This window comes from Neisseria sp. P0021.S007 (assembly GCF_051956855.1).
Genome location: NZ_JBQCXA010000005.1, coordinates 1 through 14,059, shown reverse-complemented (window position 1 = coordinate 14,059; position 14,059 = coordinate 1). Strand labels below are relative to the sequence as shown.

Below are 14,059 nucleotides of genomic sequence, written 5' to 3'. Positions count from 1 at the left end.
ACTTTTCTTTTCAATTAAAACGTATGTTTAACCGTTGCAGTCACACTACGCGGCGTGCCGTAGACGTGAATATCCGGCATGGTGCGGTAGCGTTTGTTGAACACGTTTTCAAAGTCTAAACCGATGCGGGTGGATTTGCCGATTTTGTAATGTACGGTCAAGTCCAGCGTGGCGTATGGGCGTTGGGTCAATGCAGCGGCGGCAGCCGGATTGATGTCTGCGGGGTATTCGTCCAGCGTATGGCTGCGGCTTTGCCAGTTGACGTTGCCCCCCAGGTTCAAACGGTCGGTTACGTCATACGCGGTAAAGAGTTTGAACAAATGAACGGGATAAGACGGATGCAGTTGAACCCCTTCGCTGTCTTTGATTTTGGAACGTGCATAAGACGCATTCAGCAGCCATTTGTCACTCAGGCGGCCGCCGACAGAGAGCTCCACGCCTTTTGTCGTGGTGTTGTCGGCTGCGCGGTAGTATTCCTCGCCATTCGCAAATTTGCCTGCAACCACGCCCAAATGGTCGCGTTTGTTCATAAAGACGGAGGCGGAAGCATTCAGACGGCCTTCAAACCATGAGGCTTTCAAACCGGTCTCGTAGGTTTTGCCGCGCTGCGGTTTGAGCGCTGCGCCGTCTTTGGTCAGGTAACGCACTTGCGGACGGAAGATGGTGGTGTAAGACGCATAGGCGGTCAGATTGTCGCCGATGTCGTAGGTTACGCCCAAATAAGGAATGAAAACGTTTTGTTTGTGGCTGCTGTGTGCGAATTTGTTACGGCTGGTGCTGTAACGGTAACGCCAATCCACAAAACGGCCGCCGCCGATAAAGGCGAGCTTGTCGGTCAGTTTGAAACGGGTCGAGCCGTAAACCGACAGGTTTTTCATGCGTGAAAAACCATCGCGCAGATACGGCATATCGGGTTTGGCGATGTTGCCGTCAAATTTACGCAAATCGGGAATCATCGACTCGCCTTCTTCATAGAAAGACAGGTTTTCTTTGTTGTCCTGATAGCTGATGCCGACATTGAACTCGTGCGAGCGGCCCAGCGCTGGATAATGGCCGTCCAAGGCCAGCGCAAAATTCTGATCACGGTATTTGCTGCGGTCGCGGTCTGAAGTGAAAAGTGCAGAGTAATCGGGATTGATTTCAAATGTACCGGCAATGCCTGAAACGATGTCGTTTTTACCCGAAACATGGCTGTAATCGCCTGTCAGTTTCCAGCCGTTATCAAACTCATGGCTGAGGGAAGTGAATACTTCGGCACTGGTGTCTTTGCCGTATGCCCAGCGTGCGGAAGAATTGCTGCGTGGCGAAGACTCAAATGGTATGAATCCAGTACGGCGCGAACCTGCTGCGGTCAGGTAGCTGAAACGCGAGCTGCCGGTATTGCGGAAACGGTGTATTTCCGTACCGATGCGCCATTGGGTTTGCGGCGTGATATCGTAAGACAACGTACCGTAGAAAGTGTGATTGTGGCGCGAAGTGTTCGGCAGGTAATCGCCTCCGTGGTCGCTGACCAAAATAGCGCGGCCGCGCAAGGTATTGTCTGCATTCAAAGGCTGATTGGCATCAAGGACGAAGCGGTAGTGGTTCCACGAACCGACACCGGCTTCTACGCTGACGGCAGGCTTGGCAGTCGGTTTTTTGCGTTCCAACGCAACCGTACCGCCCGGCTCGCCCATACCGCCGTTGGACAAACCGCTTGCGCCGCGTACGACGACGACTTGTTCGTACAATGCGCTGTCCAGATTGTTGGTGCCGCGGCGGATGGCTTTACCGTCGTAAAGGAATTTGGGCGCGCCGTCCACGGAAATGCTGTCAATCGCCTGACTGCGCGAAATAAACTGGCTGTGGCCGGATACGTTGTTGCCCATTTTGCTGTGGAACACGCCCGGCGTTTGTTTCAACACGTCCTGTAAGGTATCCAAACCTTGGTCGTCCATTTGTTTTTCGGTAACGACAGACAAGGACTGCGGCGTTTCGCGCTGGGTCAGGCGGATGCCTGTTGCGGCAGAGGAAGCAGGAATAGTGTAGTTGGAAGTAGTCTGTTTTCCGACACCTTGGACGGTAACTGTCGGTAAATCGACACGTTCTTGCGGCTGGGTATTTTCTACTTCGGTTGCGAAAGAATACGCCGAACACAGCGCCAGACTGACGGCAAAGCTTAATTTGCCATAGGGAAATACAGGTAGTGACATAGCCTCTCCAATTAGCTGATGTTTCAATTTGGTGGCAGATTCTATCAAAAAGATGTAGTCCGATGAAACTATGTTCTAATCACTATTTTCTAAGTAGTTCGTTTAATTCAAAATATTTATTTTTAAGCTAGTCCTAATTAACTAAAAAGGCCGTCTGAAAACCCGCATCATCAGGTTTTCAGACGGCCTTAATCTTTTTATTACAAGGTAATCAGTCTGCCAATTTTCGTGCCAATTCTGCCAAACGTTTACCTTGTGCAAAGGCAATATCGTTTTCTTCGGCAGTCAATGCCGGCTTGCTGTCATGGCCGGAAACATGACTTGCGCCATAAGGCGTGCCGCCGCTTTGGGTATTGCTGAGCGCAGACTCGGTATATGGAATGCCGCTGATGACCATGCCGTGGTGCAACAGGGGCAGCATCATGGTCAGCAGGGTGCTTTCTTGGCCTCCGTGCAGAGAAGATGTGCTGGTGAATACGGTGGCAGGCTTGCCGACGAGTTCTGCGCCGAGCCAAAGGGGAATGGTGCCGTCAATAAAGTATTTCATTGCGGCGGCCATATTGCCGAAACGTGTTGGGCTGCCGAGCGCAAGGCCGGCGCAGTTTTTGAGGTCGTCGGCAGTCGCGTAGGGCGCGCCTTCGTCGGGAATGGCTTTTTCAACGGCTTCGCAAACGGTGGAAACTTTGGGAACGGTACGCAACACGGCTTCGCAACCGTCCACGCTTTCGATACCGCGTGCGATTTGGCGGGCAAGGTTGCGCGTGCTGCCATTTTGGGAATAAAAGAGAACGAGGATTTTCAGAGGATTTGGGTTCATTTGGGGTTTCCGTTACAATGCTATCAGGTTTCAGACGGCCTTTTAAATACTCGGGCCGTCTGAAAAGAAGAAATTTCAATTTAAAAGAGGGAAAAGGTTATGCCGTTTTCGCAATGGTGGCAAGGTTTTTTAAAGAGTAAAGGCGTGGCGTTCGCTTGGTTTGTCGTGCGCCGTTTTGATGAGGAGCGCGTGCCGCAGGTGGCGGCAAGCATGACGTTTACAACGCTTTTGGCTTTAGTACCCGTGTTGACGGTGATGGTCGTCATCGCTTCTGCCTTCCCTGTTTTCGACCAATGGTCGGGGGAATTTATCTCTTTTATCAACCGCACCATCGTTCCGCAGGGCGCGGACATGGTGTTTGACTACATCAATGCATTCCGCGATAAGGCTACCAATCTGACGGCGATCGGCAGTGTGATGTTGGTCGTAACCTCGCTGATGTTGATTCGGACGATAGACAATGCGTTCAACCGGATTTGGCGCGTCAATTCGCAACGGCCTTGGATGATGCAGTTTTTGGTGTATTGGGCGTTGCTGACGTTTGGGCCTTTGTCTTTGGGCGTGGGCTTGTCGGTCGTGATCGGTCAGGTGCAAGTAGTGGGCGGTTCGGAATGGCTGAGGGTCATCACTACGGTTTCATTTATTACGCTGCTGCTGTGGGGTTTATACCGCTTTGTGCCCAACCGTTTCGTGCCTGCCAGCCATGCTTTGGTCGGCGCGGCCGTAACGGCGTTTTGCTTGGAAACGGCACGCTTTTTGTTCGCTTGGTATATGGGCAACTTTGACGGCTACAAATCGATTTACGGCGCATTTGCCGCGGTACCGTTTTTCCTGTTGTGGCTCAACCTGTTATGGACGCTGGTATTGGGTGGCGCGGTTTTGACCTCGTCCCTGTCCTACTGGCGCGGCGAAGCGTTCCGCCGCAGTCTGGATGCGCGCGGCCGCTTTGACGATGTATTGAAAATCCTGCTGCTGCTCGATTCTGCCCAACAAAGCGGCAAGGCATTGCCGGTGCAGGAGTTCAGACGGCATATCAATATGGGCTTTGACGAATTGGGCGAGCTTTTAGAAAAGCTGGCGCGACACGGTTATGTCTATTCCGGCCGTCAGGGCTGGGTCTTGAAAATGGGGGCGGAGTCCATCGACTTGGCGGAGCTGTTCAAACTCTTTGTCTACCGTCCGCAAACGCTTAATAAAGACAAGGTCAATCAAACGGTTGACCACATTATGCAACCCTGCTTGGAAACCTTGAACATGACGCTGGCCGAGTTCAGTGCCCATACGAAAAAACAATCCTCTTAAACCTGACGCCGTCTGAAAGCAAAAATATCAAGTTTCAGACGGCCTTTGCTATAATCAGCACACTACTGAATACTACATTCAACCTACAAGGAAAAATAGATGAAAACACCAGCCCTACTCTCGCTGCTCGGTCTGATTCCATCTGCCGCTTTTGCCGCCCACGGCGTAAGCCTTGGCCAACCACCGAAATATCCGGCCAACTTCACCGCTTTCGAATACGTCAATCCCAACGCCCCGAAAGGTGGCACGTTTACCACGCCTTTCCTCGGTGCTTTTGACACGCTCAATCCCTTTACCCTCAAAGGCAACCACGAATACGGCATCAGCATGCTGACGCTCGACACTCTGACCGAGCAAAGCATGGACGAACCTTACGCCGTTTACGGCCTGATTGCCGAAGACATCGCCCTGGCGCCGGACGGCCTTTCCGTTACCTTCAAAATCAACCCCAAAGCCAAATTCCACAACGGCGATCCCGTTTTGGCCAAAGACGTTGCCGCTTCATTTAACATCCTGACCAAAGACAAAGCCGCCGCCCCCATGTACCACTTCTACTGGAGCGACGTAGCCAAGGTGGAAACGCCCAGCGATCGCACCGTCGTGTTCCGCTTCAAGCAGCGCAACTCAGAATTGCACATGATTCTCGGCAGCCTGCCCGTCTTCTCGCATAAAAGTTATCCCAAAGGCCTGGCAGCCGCTCCCAACAGCCTGCCGATCGGCTCCGGCCCCTACCGTTTTGCCAAAGCCGAAAACGGCCGCATCAGCGAGTTTGTCCGCGACAAAAACTACTGGGCGCAAAATCTGCCCGTGCGCAAAGGCCGCTACAACTACGACCACATCCGCATCAAATACGTCAAAGACGAAGTTGTCCGCATCGAAGGGCTGAAAGGCGGCCAATATGACTTCGTACAAGAAAACGTCGCCCGCAACTGGGCGCGCGCCTACTCCGACGAAGTCCTCAAAAAACGCAATCTGTCCAAACACGAATGGATACAAAACAGCACGGCCGGCATGCAAGGCTTCGTCATCAATATGCGCCACAAGCCCTTGGACAATATTTACGTCCGCCGCGCCTTGATTGAAAGCTTCGACTACGAAAGCGTCAACCGCCGCATCTTCTACGGCGCATACCGCCGCACCGACAGCTTCTTCACCAACAGCACCATGGCCGCAACCGGCAAGCCGGACAGCGCGGAAACCGCATTGCTCAAATCATTGGGCACCAAGCTGCCCGACGGCGTATTGGATCAAGACGTCCCTATGCCGCCGGTTACCGACCCCAAACTGGGCGTGCGCCCGAACCTGCTCAAAGCACGCGCCCTGCTTGAAAAAGGCGGCTATCAATACAAAAACGGCAAAGCAGTCGACAAACAAGGCAAACCGCTGACCTTTGAATTCCTCGCACCAAGCAAAAACTACGAACGCATTACCTCCAAATGGCAGAGCGACCTCGCCAAAATCGGCATTACCATGAACGTGCGCACCGCCGATTCCGCCGTGTACCAAAAACGCATGAACGACTTCGATTTTGACGTGACCACAGGCTACTACGGCAACAGCGAAAGCCCCGGCAACGAGCAATACGACTACTTCAGCTGCGCCGCCGCCAAAACCGAAGGCAGCCGCAATCTATCCGGTGTCTGTCATCCTGCGGTTGAAAAACTGTTGACCCATTTCAACAGCTTTACCAACCGCCAAGAGCTGCAAACCACCTCGCGCGCGCTCGACCGACTGATCCGCCACCAATACACCATCGTTCCAAACTGGTTCGCAGACCGCTACCGCGTCGTGTACCGTAACGATGTGGGCATTCCGTCCAAGCTGCCGAAATACTACGACCCCATCACCTTCGCCATGACCGCAGGCTGGAAGAAAAAGTAGTCGCATTTCGACAACACATCCAAGCATCTGACAAGCCTTTGGCGTGTAGTCCTAAGCATAGAATCATAAAACCTAGTTGTTTGTTTAAAAACAATCAATCGGCTGATTCAAAACAAACATAAAAGAAAAAACAACTTAAAGCCAAATCAAAGGCCGTCTGAAACATCCGTCAGCAAAATCATCTGCAACGGAACATTTCAGACGGCCTTTTCGTCTCTTTTCAATCCATTTTTGCAACCGAAGCAAAATATCGAAAATGAACAAAAAATTGCAAAACAATGCCCTCAAATTTTACAAAACCGTGTACACTGCAAGGTAAGAGTTTGAATTATAAGGTTAATCTTAATAAAAACTACAATCATCCAAATTTAACCCAAATCAAGCATTCATATAACAGACAAAAGGAACAATAATATGGAAATCAAGCGTCTCTCTACCATTCTCAAACTGATTGCCAACCCCGAACGCATGGCCATCCTTTTTCTGCTGCTTAACGGCGACCGCAGCATTACCGAACTGGCACAAGCGCTCGACTCCTCCCCGACCGGCATCGCCAACCATCTCGCACGCCTGCGCACCGAAGGCATCATCGATTTCACACGCTACCACCGCATCATCGAATACCGCATCATCTCCGAAGAAGCCACCACCATCCTCAATACCCTGCGCACACTCAAAGACCAAGCCGAATAAACAAATTATTCCACATCACAACATCAAGGCCGTCTGAAACATCAGCTTTCAGACGGCCTGCCACTTTCAGCCCATATCGAAAAATAAACCAATCCACTATACAATACCGCCCATGTCCACAGGCGCAATCCGCCGCCTTCCCACCCAATAGCACACACGGAAACATCATGAAAATCGCCACTTGGAACGTCAATTCCCTCAACGTCCGCCTGCCCCAAGTACAAAACTGGCTGGCCGACCACCAAGCCGACATACTCGCCTTACAAGAACTCAAACTCGACCAAGACAAATTCCCGGCTGCCGCCCTGCAAATGATGGGCTGGCATTGCGTCTGGAGCGGCCAAAAAACCTACAACGGCGTCGCCATCATCAGCCGCCACGAGCCGCAAGACGTACATTGCGGCCTGCCCGCCCTCCCCGACGACCCGCAACGCCGCGTCATCGCCGCCACCATCAACGGCGTGCGCATCATCAACGTCTATTGCGTCAACGGCGAAGCCCTGGACAGCCCAAAATTCCAATACAAAGAACAATGGTTTGCCGCATTGACTGAGTTCGTCCGCGCCGAAATGGCCGCACACCCCAAACTCGTCCTGCTCGGCGACTTCAACATCGCCCCTGCCGATGCCGACTGCTACGACCCCGAAAAATGGCACGAAAAAATCCATTGCTCCTCCATCGAAAGACAATGGTTTAAAAACCTGCTCGACCTCGGCCTGACCGATAGCCTGCGCAAAATCCACCCCGAAGGCACGTTCTACACATGGTTCGACTACCGCGGCGCCATGTTCCAACGCAAACTCGGCCTGCGCATCGACCACATCCTCAGCAGCCCCGAACTCGCCGCCACCCTTACCGACGTCACCGTCGACCTAGAAACCCGCGCCCAAGAACGCCCCAGCGACCACGCGCCAGTGATTGCCGAGTTTGACTGTTAGGTTTTGAGTGAATAAACAATAAGGCCGTCTGAAAACTTTAAATGGTTTTCAGACGGCCTTATTGTTTGGCGTAGCCACTCAAGCATGGTTAGCAGAAATACATGGCTAATGAGTACCCACTTTACCTCACTGTGTTTTACTTATGCCACCATTTAAAGCGTATCTTCTCCCTCACTTTCCACGCAACGGATGATCCAATCTTCAAACTGTCGCCATTGGGCCTCTTCGGCATAGGTGGCGGGATTGGCAGCATCGTGGATAAAAATATCGAAGTTGGGTTCGGCACGGGACAAATCGAAGCCGAACCAATCTCCCATGCTGTCATGCGCGCCGATGATAAAGATTTCGCCTATGTCGGGGTGTTCGTCGGGCGGTAGGTCGTCGAGTTCTTCGCGTAATAGTTGTTGGTAATAGAGATTTTGTTCTTGCAGTTGGGCGAGGTTGTAGATTTCTATTTTGGGCGTTTGCGATACGGTTTGATCGATCACGCTGGTGTACCATGAATAGAAAAAATCTCCCGTGCCGCATTGCTGTAAAAATAAATAATAGCTTTCAGGTAGCCTATTTTGCGTATATTCGCGTATCGCCTGCAATTCATCGGTTGAAAGGGGATGTACATTGAAATTCAGATGGTTAGCTTGAGATGCTTGGCTGCTTGTCAGCCAGTATTGAAGTTGTTGCAGGGCTTGCGGATAGGTCATGATGGGAGGGGTCTTTTTAAAATGGATTTTGTTGGGTGTTGAACCAACAGGAAGAAACCAGTCTTTAAGCGATTATATTTGTTGTTTGGAATGAAACAAAGGTCGTCTGAAAACGTTAAATCGGTTTTCAGACGACCTTTTTATTATGTGCCACTTGAGCAAAATGTAGGTTGGGTTGCAAATCCAACATTTTGCGAAATTGAACAGTTTTGTTGGGTCTTGACCCAACCTACGCTTGCTACGCTTGCTATCTACACAGGCTACGGCTTGCTTGTTTTGTTATTCAAGGTTAACACCGATTATTGATACATGATCATTTTGAACTATATGCAACTGATTTCTATAATTTTTTGATTTTGGAAAAGTTCTCCAATTAGTTACACAATTAAGAGAAAAAGGTTTATTAATTTTATTTCCACTATACAAATTAGGAATAAAAAATAATTTATCTAGAGTTTCAATAACAATCCCAAAATCAGTCTTTTGAGTTTCTAAAATTAAATCTCTATGTAAATTAGAAAAGTCCGTCATTTCAAATTCCGCTTGTATATTAGATTGCTCTTCAACAAAGTTATCTAAGTTTAATTGATGGAAATTAAGATCTATATCAAGAAAAACAATTTTTTTATTTCCATTTTCTTCTACAATCCAACTATTTATAACATCATCTTTTTTTATCATTTTTTCAGGATGCTTTTCTTGTATTACTTTTCTTTTATTTTCTTTGTTTAGTTTTTCAAATAGAATTTTTCCACTTTCATCAGAAATAATTTCATCTTTATTTATAGTATTAAATTTAAAAAATTCTTGTTTCAATTTATTCTTAATAACAGCAATACCAATTTCACTATCCCAATCACAGTTTATCCAAATATCATCACTAAGTTGGTATATATCTGTTGATAATTCAAATAATCCTCCTTTCTCATCCTTGCTTTTCATATTAATTTGCAATGCACCATCTTTACCGCAGGTAGCAATTAATCTGGAATAATTTCCAACAGTTATATCAAAAACTTTTTGCTCAGTAAGCTTATTTTTTTGCTGAGGAAAAAATTCAAATTTAGGTTCCCCTTTTCGTAATTCTTGCCGATTTGTAGCAAAATTATCTATTCCCTCATGACTAGATATAAAAAGAGTATTCTTATAAATATCAATATCAGTTACCCAGTAATCAAAATCTATTACACAATGTTTATTACTTTCTTTCTGTGAAATTTTATCCATTTTCTCCTTATTAATAATGTAGTTAAAAGATTCTTCTTTAATTAAAGAAACATCGTATTTTTCCCCTGAAAAATAATTATAAATTAGTTGTTTTTTTTCTTGACTTTTTTCTTCAATGCAATTTATAACATCTTTCCAAGGAAATGATGTTAATCTCATCTCTGAATCCAGTAAGAAAAATGATCCCGAATAAATAAATGAATCAATATAATTTCCTTCTATTTTTAACTCAATCATCACAACTTTCCTTTCATCCATTTATTAAATTTATCTTTAAACTCCGTGGTAGAAAAATATTTTCCTACTTCAAGTTTTATACTTTTTGGCACTTCATCATTTTGATTATATTGGGAAATAGGGAATCCGTGCCAAATATGTTGTGCATCTTTAGTAAATCTTGCAAAATATAATTTATCATATGGGCTACCCGCATTTTTGTTTTCTTGGCTTTCCACTCCAATAGCTTGGAAATTTTCTGAACAAGACCATAATACATCGTTCTCTTTACTGCACCAATTATTACAAAATCCAAATGTAAAAATTTTTAATTCATCAATTTCACAAATTTTCCATTGACTTTTTCTATGTGAATTATCTCTATGATCGGATTTAACTTGATATCCATAAAATAACATATCTATTTACCTTATTTATTGCGCTGTATATATTTATTTAAAACAGCAAACTTTCCTTAATATTCCGTATTCTATCACGAAGTACAGCAGCCTCTTCAAACTGCAAATCCCTAGCCGCCTGCTGCATGGCTTTTTCCAGTTTGGCGATTTCTTTAATTGCGTCTTCTTCATTGTGAATCTCGCCAACTTTAACCTTGTTTTTGCCTTTCAGACGACCTTTGCCGCTGTCTTCTTCGTGGTACACGCCGTCGATGATGTCTTTGACCTGTTTTTTAATCTGCTGCGGCACGATGCCGTGTTCTTCGTTGAATTTAATTTGTTTTTCGCGGCGGCGTTCGGTTTCGTCGATGGCGGCTTTCATGGAGTCGGTGATTTTGTCGGCGTACAGGATGGCGACGCCGTTCACGTTGCGCGCGGCGCGGCCTATAGTTTGAATCAGGCTGCGGTGGGAGCGCAGGAAGCCTTCTTTGTCGGCGTCGAGGATGGCGACGAGGGAGACTTCGGGAATGTCCAAGCCTTCGCGCAAGAGGTTGATGCCGACGAGTACGTCAAACAGTCCGAGCCGCAAATCTCTAATGATTTCAACGCGCTCGACGGTGTCGATGTCGCTGTGCAGGTAGCGCACTTTGATGCCGAGTTCGCTGTAATAGTCGGTGAGTTGCTCCGCCATGCGTTTGGTGAGGGTGGTAACGAGCACGCGCTCGCCTTTTTGGATGCGGTCGTTGATTTCACTCATTAAATCGTCGACTTGGGTGGCGACGGGGCGGATGATGATTTGGGGGTCGACCAGCCCTGTGGGGCGGACAACTTGTTCGACCACCTGTCCGGCATGTTCTTCTTCGTATTTGGCGGGAGTGGCGGAAACGAAGACGGTTTGCGGCATGACTTTTTCAAATTCGTGGAATTTGAGCGGGCGGTTGTCGCGAGCGGAAGGCAGGCGGAAGCCGTAGTCCACGAGATTTTGTTTGCGCGATGCGTCGCCTTTGTACATGCCGCCGATTTGGGTAACGGTAACGTGGCTTTCGTCGATGAACATGATGGCGTTGTCGGGCAGATAGTCCATCAGCGTGGGCGGCGGTTCACCTTCTTTTTTGCCGGAGAAGTGGCGGGAGTAGTTTTCGATGCCTTTGCAGAAGCCCATTTCGTAGAGCATTTCGAGGTCGAAGCGGGTGCGCTGCTCGATGCGTTGTTGCTCGACGGGGCGTTGTTCGCGGGCGAAAAATTCGATGCGTTCGCGCAGTTCTTCTTTGATGGACTCGCAGGCGCGCAAGACGGTGTCGCGCGGGGTAACGTAGTGGCTGGACGGGAAGACGGTGTAGCGGCCGACTCGTTGGATAAGGCTGCCTGAAAGCGGGTCGAACATATCGAGGCGGTCGATTTCGTCGTCGAACAGGCTGATGCGCAAGGCGTTTTCGGAGCTTTCGGCGGGGTACACGTCAATCACGTCGCCGCGTACGCGGAAGCTGCCGCGTTTGAAGTCCAAATCGCCGCGTTCGTATTGCATGGAAACGAGCGTGGCGATGATGTCGCGCTGCTCGATGGTGTCGCCTTCTTTGACGGACAACACCATTTGTTGATATTCGGTCGGATCGCCGATACCGTAAATGGCAGACACGGTGGCGACGATAATCACATCGTCGCGCGTCATTAGATTTTTGGTGGCGGAAAGGCGCATTTGCTCGATGTGTTCATTGATCGCGCTGTCTTTTTCGATGAACAAATCGCGGCTGGGTACATAGGCTTCGGGTTGGTAATAGTCGTAGTAGGAGACGAAATATTCCACCGCGTTTTCGGGGAAAAACTCGCGCATTTCGGCGTAGAGCTGGGCGGCAAGGGTCTTGTTGTGCGCCATGATGATGGCGGGGCGGCCGCTTTGGGCGATGACGTTCGCCATTGTATAGGTTTTGCCCGAACCGGTTACACCGAGCAGGGTTTGATAGGCAAGGCCGTCTGAAAGCCCTTCGAGCAGGCCGGCAATGGCGGTGGGCTGGTCACCGGCAGGAGGAAACGGCTGATGGAGTTTAAACGGAGAATTGGGATATTGGATGACTTCCATAAGACGGCCTGTTTTATGTTCAGGTAAAGAGAGAATTATAACAAAGGGCCGTCTGAAAATTGATAGTGTGCCAATCTGATAAGACTAAATATTTCATCTCCTTCCTTAACTAACTGAGGTTGGTTGTGTTAGCTGGAACAATTAAACTACCCTCTCCCAGGACGTGTACCCCACGTCCTTTTTCTTTATTCGCTTCCTCCCTTTAGATCAGGTTTCTACCCCGTAAAAGGCCGACACTCCGCATCATTGCCCCTAAATATCTCCTCACCGTCCGTACAGCTGCCCTTCCCCTTCATCTTCCCGCACACCACCGCCGTCAGCGACTCGTTCAAGCGCAGCACCCTCGGCTCCGCCTCCCTGTCCAGCGCCACCGCCTTCAAGGTAAACTTACCCTCCAGGATACCTTTAGCCTGACCGCTCATCCTGATACAGAAACCTCCCGCCTCCTTCACCGGCAATTCCGGCCACTTCGTCGACGTCAGCTTAAAGCTGCCCTTTTTCGCATAGAACTGCTCCATAAAGCGCGCATTTTCCAGCAGCGCGGCATGCGCCGCACGCAGGTTGGCCGAACGGACCGATTCCCGATAGGCTGTAAAGGCCGCCGCCGCCAAGATCGAAACCAGCAGCATCACCACCAACAGCTGTACCAAAGAATACCCCCTCTGCACAGTTGCCCCATTCCGTTTTCCGTCAAATGCCTTTAAATACATATCCTTATTCCCTTTATCTGTTATATCTCTATCCGACAGGAAACACCTTAGCCGTTATCCCTTTACCCAATGGAATCCTCCCATTGGTTCAAGCTTCATCCCCATCCCCAAACAAAGCCGCCCCGGGCCCAACCGGCAAACGGTTCGGCCGCAGGGCGGCATACAGACAGAGTCCGGCTTATTTTTTCACGGCAGGCTGGGCGGCCTTAGGCGCGGCAGAAGAAACCGTCGCCTCCGCCTTCAACTTGTTCAGCACCGCATCACCGATGCCCTTCACGTTTTTCAGCTCCTCCACCGATTTGAACGCACCGTTCTTCTGACGGTATTCCACAATCGCCTTCGCCTTAGCCGGACCGATACCCGGCAATGCCTCCAGTTCCGCAGAAGAGGCCGTATTGACGTTCACGGCGGCCAAAGAGAATGCCGTACACACGGCGGCAACTACACCAAATAAAAATTTCTTCATCAGGGTTTTCCTATAACGTGTCAGATTGAATCAACCGGGCCGTCTGCAGGACGGTTTTCCCTACCCCGCCGACACTGCACACGACAGTAGAACACGGCCCTATTCCATATAAATGCATACGACATATTAACGCAAATACCGTTCGATTTCAAACATTCCAAACGGTTAACCGTAACTTTCGGTACTTTTGTGCAAGAATAACAACAGGGTAAATATTTCCGATTCCAATACTAAGATGCACGAATACTCCATAAACACCGGCACATCACTATCCCAATGTTTGACCCCAACACCTGTTACCCCAATTCTGCCGCCAAACCGACAGAACCGACAGGCATGTAAAAAGCCCCCGACATCAGTCGGGGGCTTCGGAATGAGTGTTTGGCGGTGACCTACTTTCACATGGAAGAACCACACTATCATCGGCGCTGAGTCGTTTCA

At 49.1% G+C, this 14,059-nt stretch carries 12 protein-coding genes; 4 read left to right on the top strand and 8 right to left on the bottom strand.

Annotated elements, in window-relative coordinates; translation table 11 throughout:
- Positions 1-14: 14 nt before the first annotated feature.
- The gene (locus ACTHUR_RS07420) at positions 15-2,192 is read right to left on the bottom strand and encodes a TonB-dependent siderophore receptor (RefSeq protein ID WP_440361214.1); all 2,178 of its coding nucleotides are present in this window, start codon (positions 2,190-2,192) and stop codon (positions 15-17) included.
- A gap of 211 nt (positions 2,193-2,403) precedes the next feature.
- Positions 2,404-3,009, bottom strand: a complete 606-nt coding sequence (gene wrbA, locus ACTHUR_RS07415) for an NAD(P)H:quinone oxidoreductase (RefSeq protein WP_004520937.1) — start codon at positions 3,007-3,009, stop codon at positions 2,404-2,406.
- 99 nt (positions 3,010-3,108) lie between these two features.
- On the opposite strand from wrbA, the gene ACTHUR_RS07410 reads away from it, so the two are divergent.
- The 4 genes from ACTHUR_RS07410 (at position 3,109) to xth (ending at position 7,823) form a co-directional block, all read left to right on the top strand.
- A complete protein-coding gene (locus ACTHUR_RS07410) occupies positions 3,109-4,311 on the top strand; it encodes a YihY family inner membrane protein (protein ID WP_107867891.1) in 1,203 nt (400 codons plus the stop codon).
- Positions 4,312-4,410: 99 nt separating this feature from the next.
- Entirely contained in the window at positions 4,411-6,192 is a 1,782-nt protein-coding gene (locus ACTHUR_RS07405; protein WP_107867892.1) for an extracellular solute-binding protein, read from the top strand.
- Between the two features lie 414 nt (positions 6,193-6,606).
- Positions 6,607-6,885 (top strand): ArsR/SmtB family transcription factor, encoded by a 279-nt coding sequence (locus tag ACTHUR_RS07400; RefSeq protein WP_070460616.1) that lies wholly within the window; start codon positions 6,607-6,609, stop codon positions 6,883-6,885.
- 167 nt (positions 6,886-7,052) lie between these two features.
- A complete protein-coding gene (xth, locus tag ACTHUR_RS07395) occupies positions 7,053-7,823 on the top strand; it encodes an exodeoxyribonuclease III (RefSeq protein WP_440361215.1) in 771 nt (256 codons plus the stop codon).
- A 152-nt stretch (positions 7,824-7,975) separates the two neighbouring features.
- Here the strand turns inward: xth and ACTHUR_RS07390 are convergent, their stop codons facing one another.
- The 6 genes from ACTHUR_RS07390 to ACTHUR_RS07365 form a co-directional block, all read right to left on the bottom strand.
- Positions 7,976-8,524 carry an SMI1/KNR4 family protein gene (locus ACTHUR_RS07390; RefSeq protein ID WP_070584557.1) on the bottom strand — a complete coding sequence of 183 codons (549 nt, stop codon included), beginning with the start codon at positions 8,522-8,524 and terminating at the stop codon, positions 7,976-7,978.
- A gap of 279 nt (positions 8,525-8,803) precedes the next feature.
- Positions 8,804-9,988, bottom strand: coding sequence for a hypothetical protein (locus ACTHUR_RS07385; RefSeq protein ID WP_070584556.1), 1,185 nt, complete (start codon positions 9,986-9,988; stop codon positions 8,804-8,806).
- Complete coding sequence (locus tag ACTHUR_RS07380) at positions 9,988-10,386, bottom strand: hypothetical protein (protein WP_070584554.1); 399 nt, start codon at positions 10,384-10,386, stop codon at positions 9,988-9,990. The genes ACTHUR_RS07385 and ACTHUR_RS07380 overlap by 1 nt, the downstream gene beginning before the upstream one ends.
- Positions 10,387-10,423: 37 nt before the next feature.
- Positions 10,424-12,442 (bottom strand): excinuclease ABC subunit UvrB, encoded by a 2,019-nt coding sequence (uvrB, locus tag ACTHUR_RS07375; protein ID WP_440360751.1) that lies wholly within the window; start codon positions 12,440-12,442, stop codon positions 10,424-10,426.
- A gap of 215 nt (positions 12,443-12,657) precedes the next feature.
- Positions 12,658-13,071 (bottom strand): type IV pilin protein, encoded by a 414-nt coding sequence (locus ACTHUR_RS07370; protein WP_440398545.1) that lies wholly within the window; start codon positions 13,069-13,071, stop codon positions 12,658-12,660.
- Between the two features lie 259 nt (positions 13,072-13,330).
- Positions 13,331-13,618 (bottom strand): ComEA family DNA-binding protein, encoded by a 288-nt coding sequence (locus tag ACTHUR_RS07365; RefSeq protein ID WP_049323884.1) that lies wholly within the window; start codon positions 13,616-13,618, stop codon positions 13,331-13,333.
- Positions 13,619-14,059 lie beyond the last annotated feature (441 nt).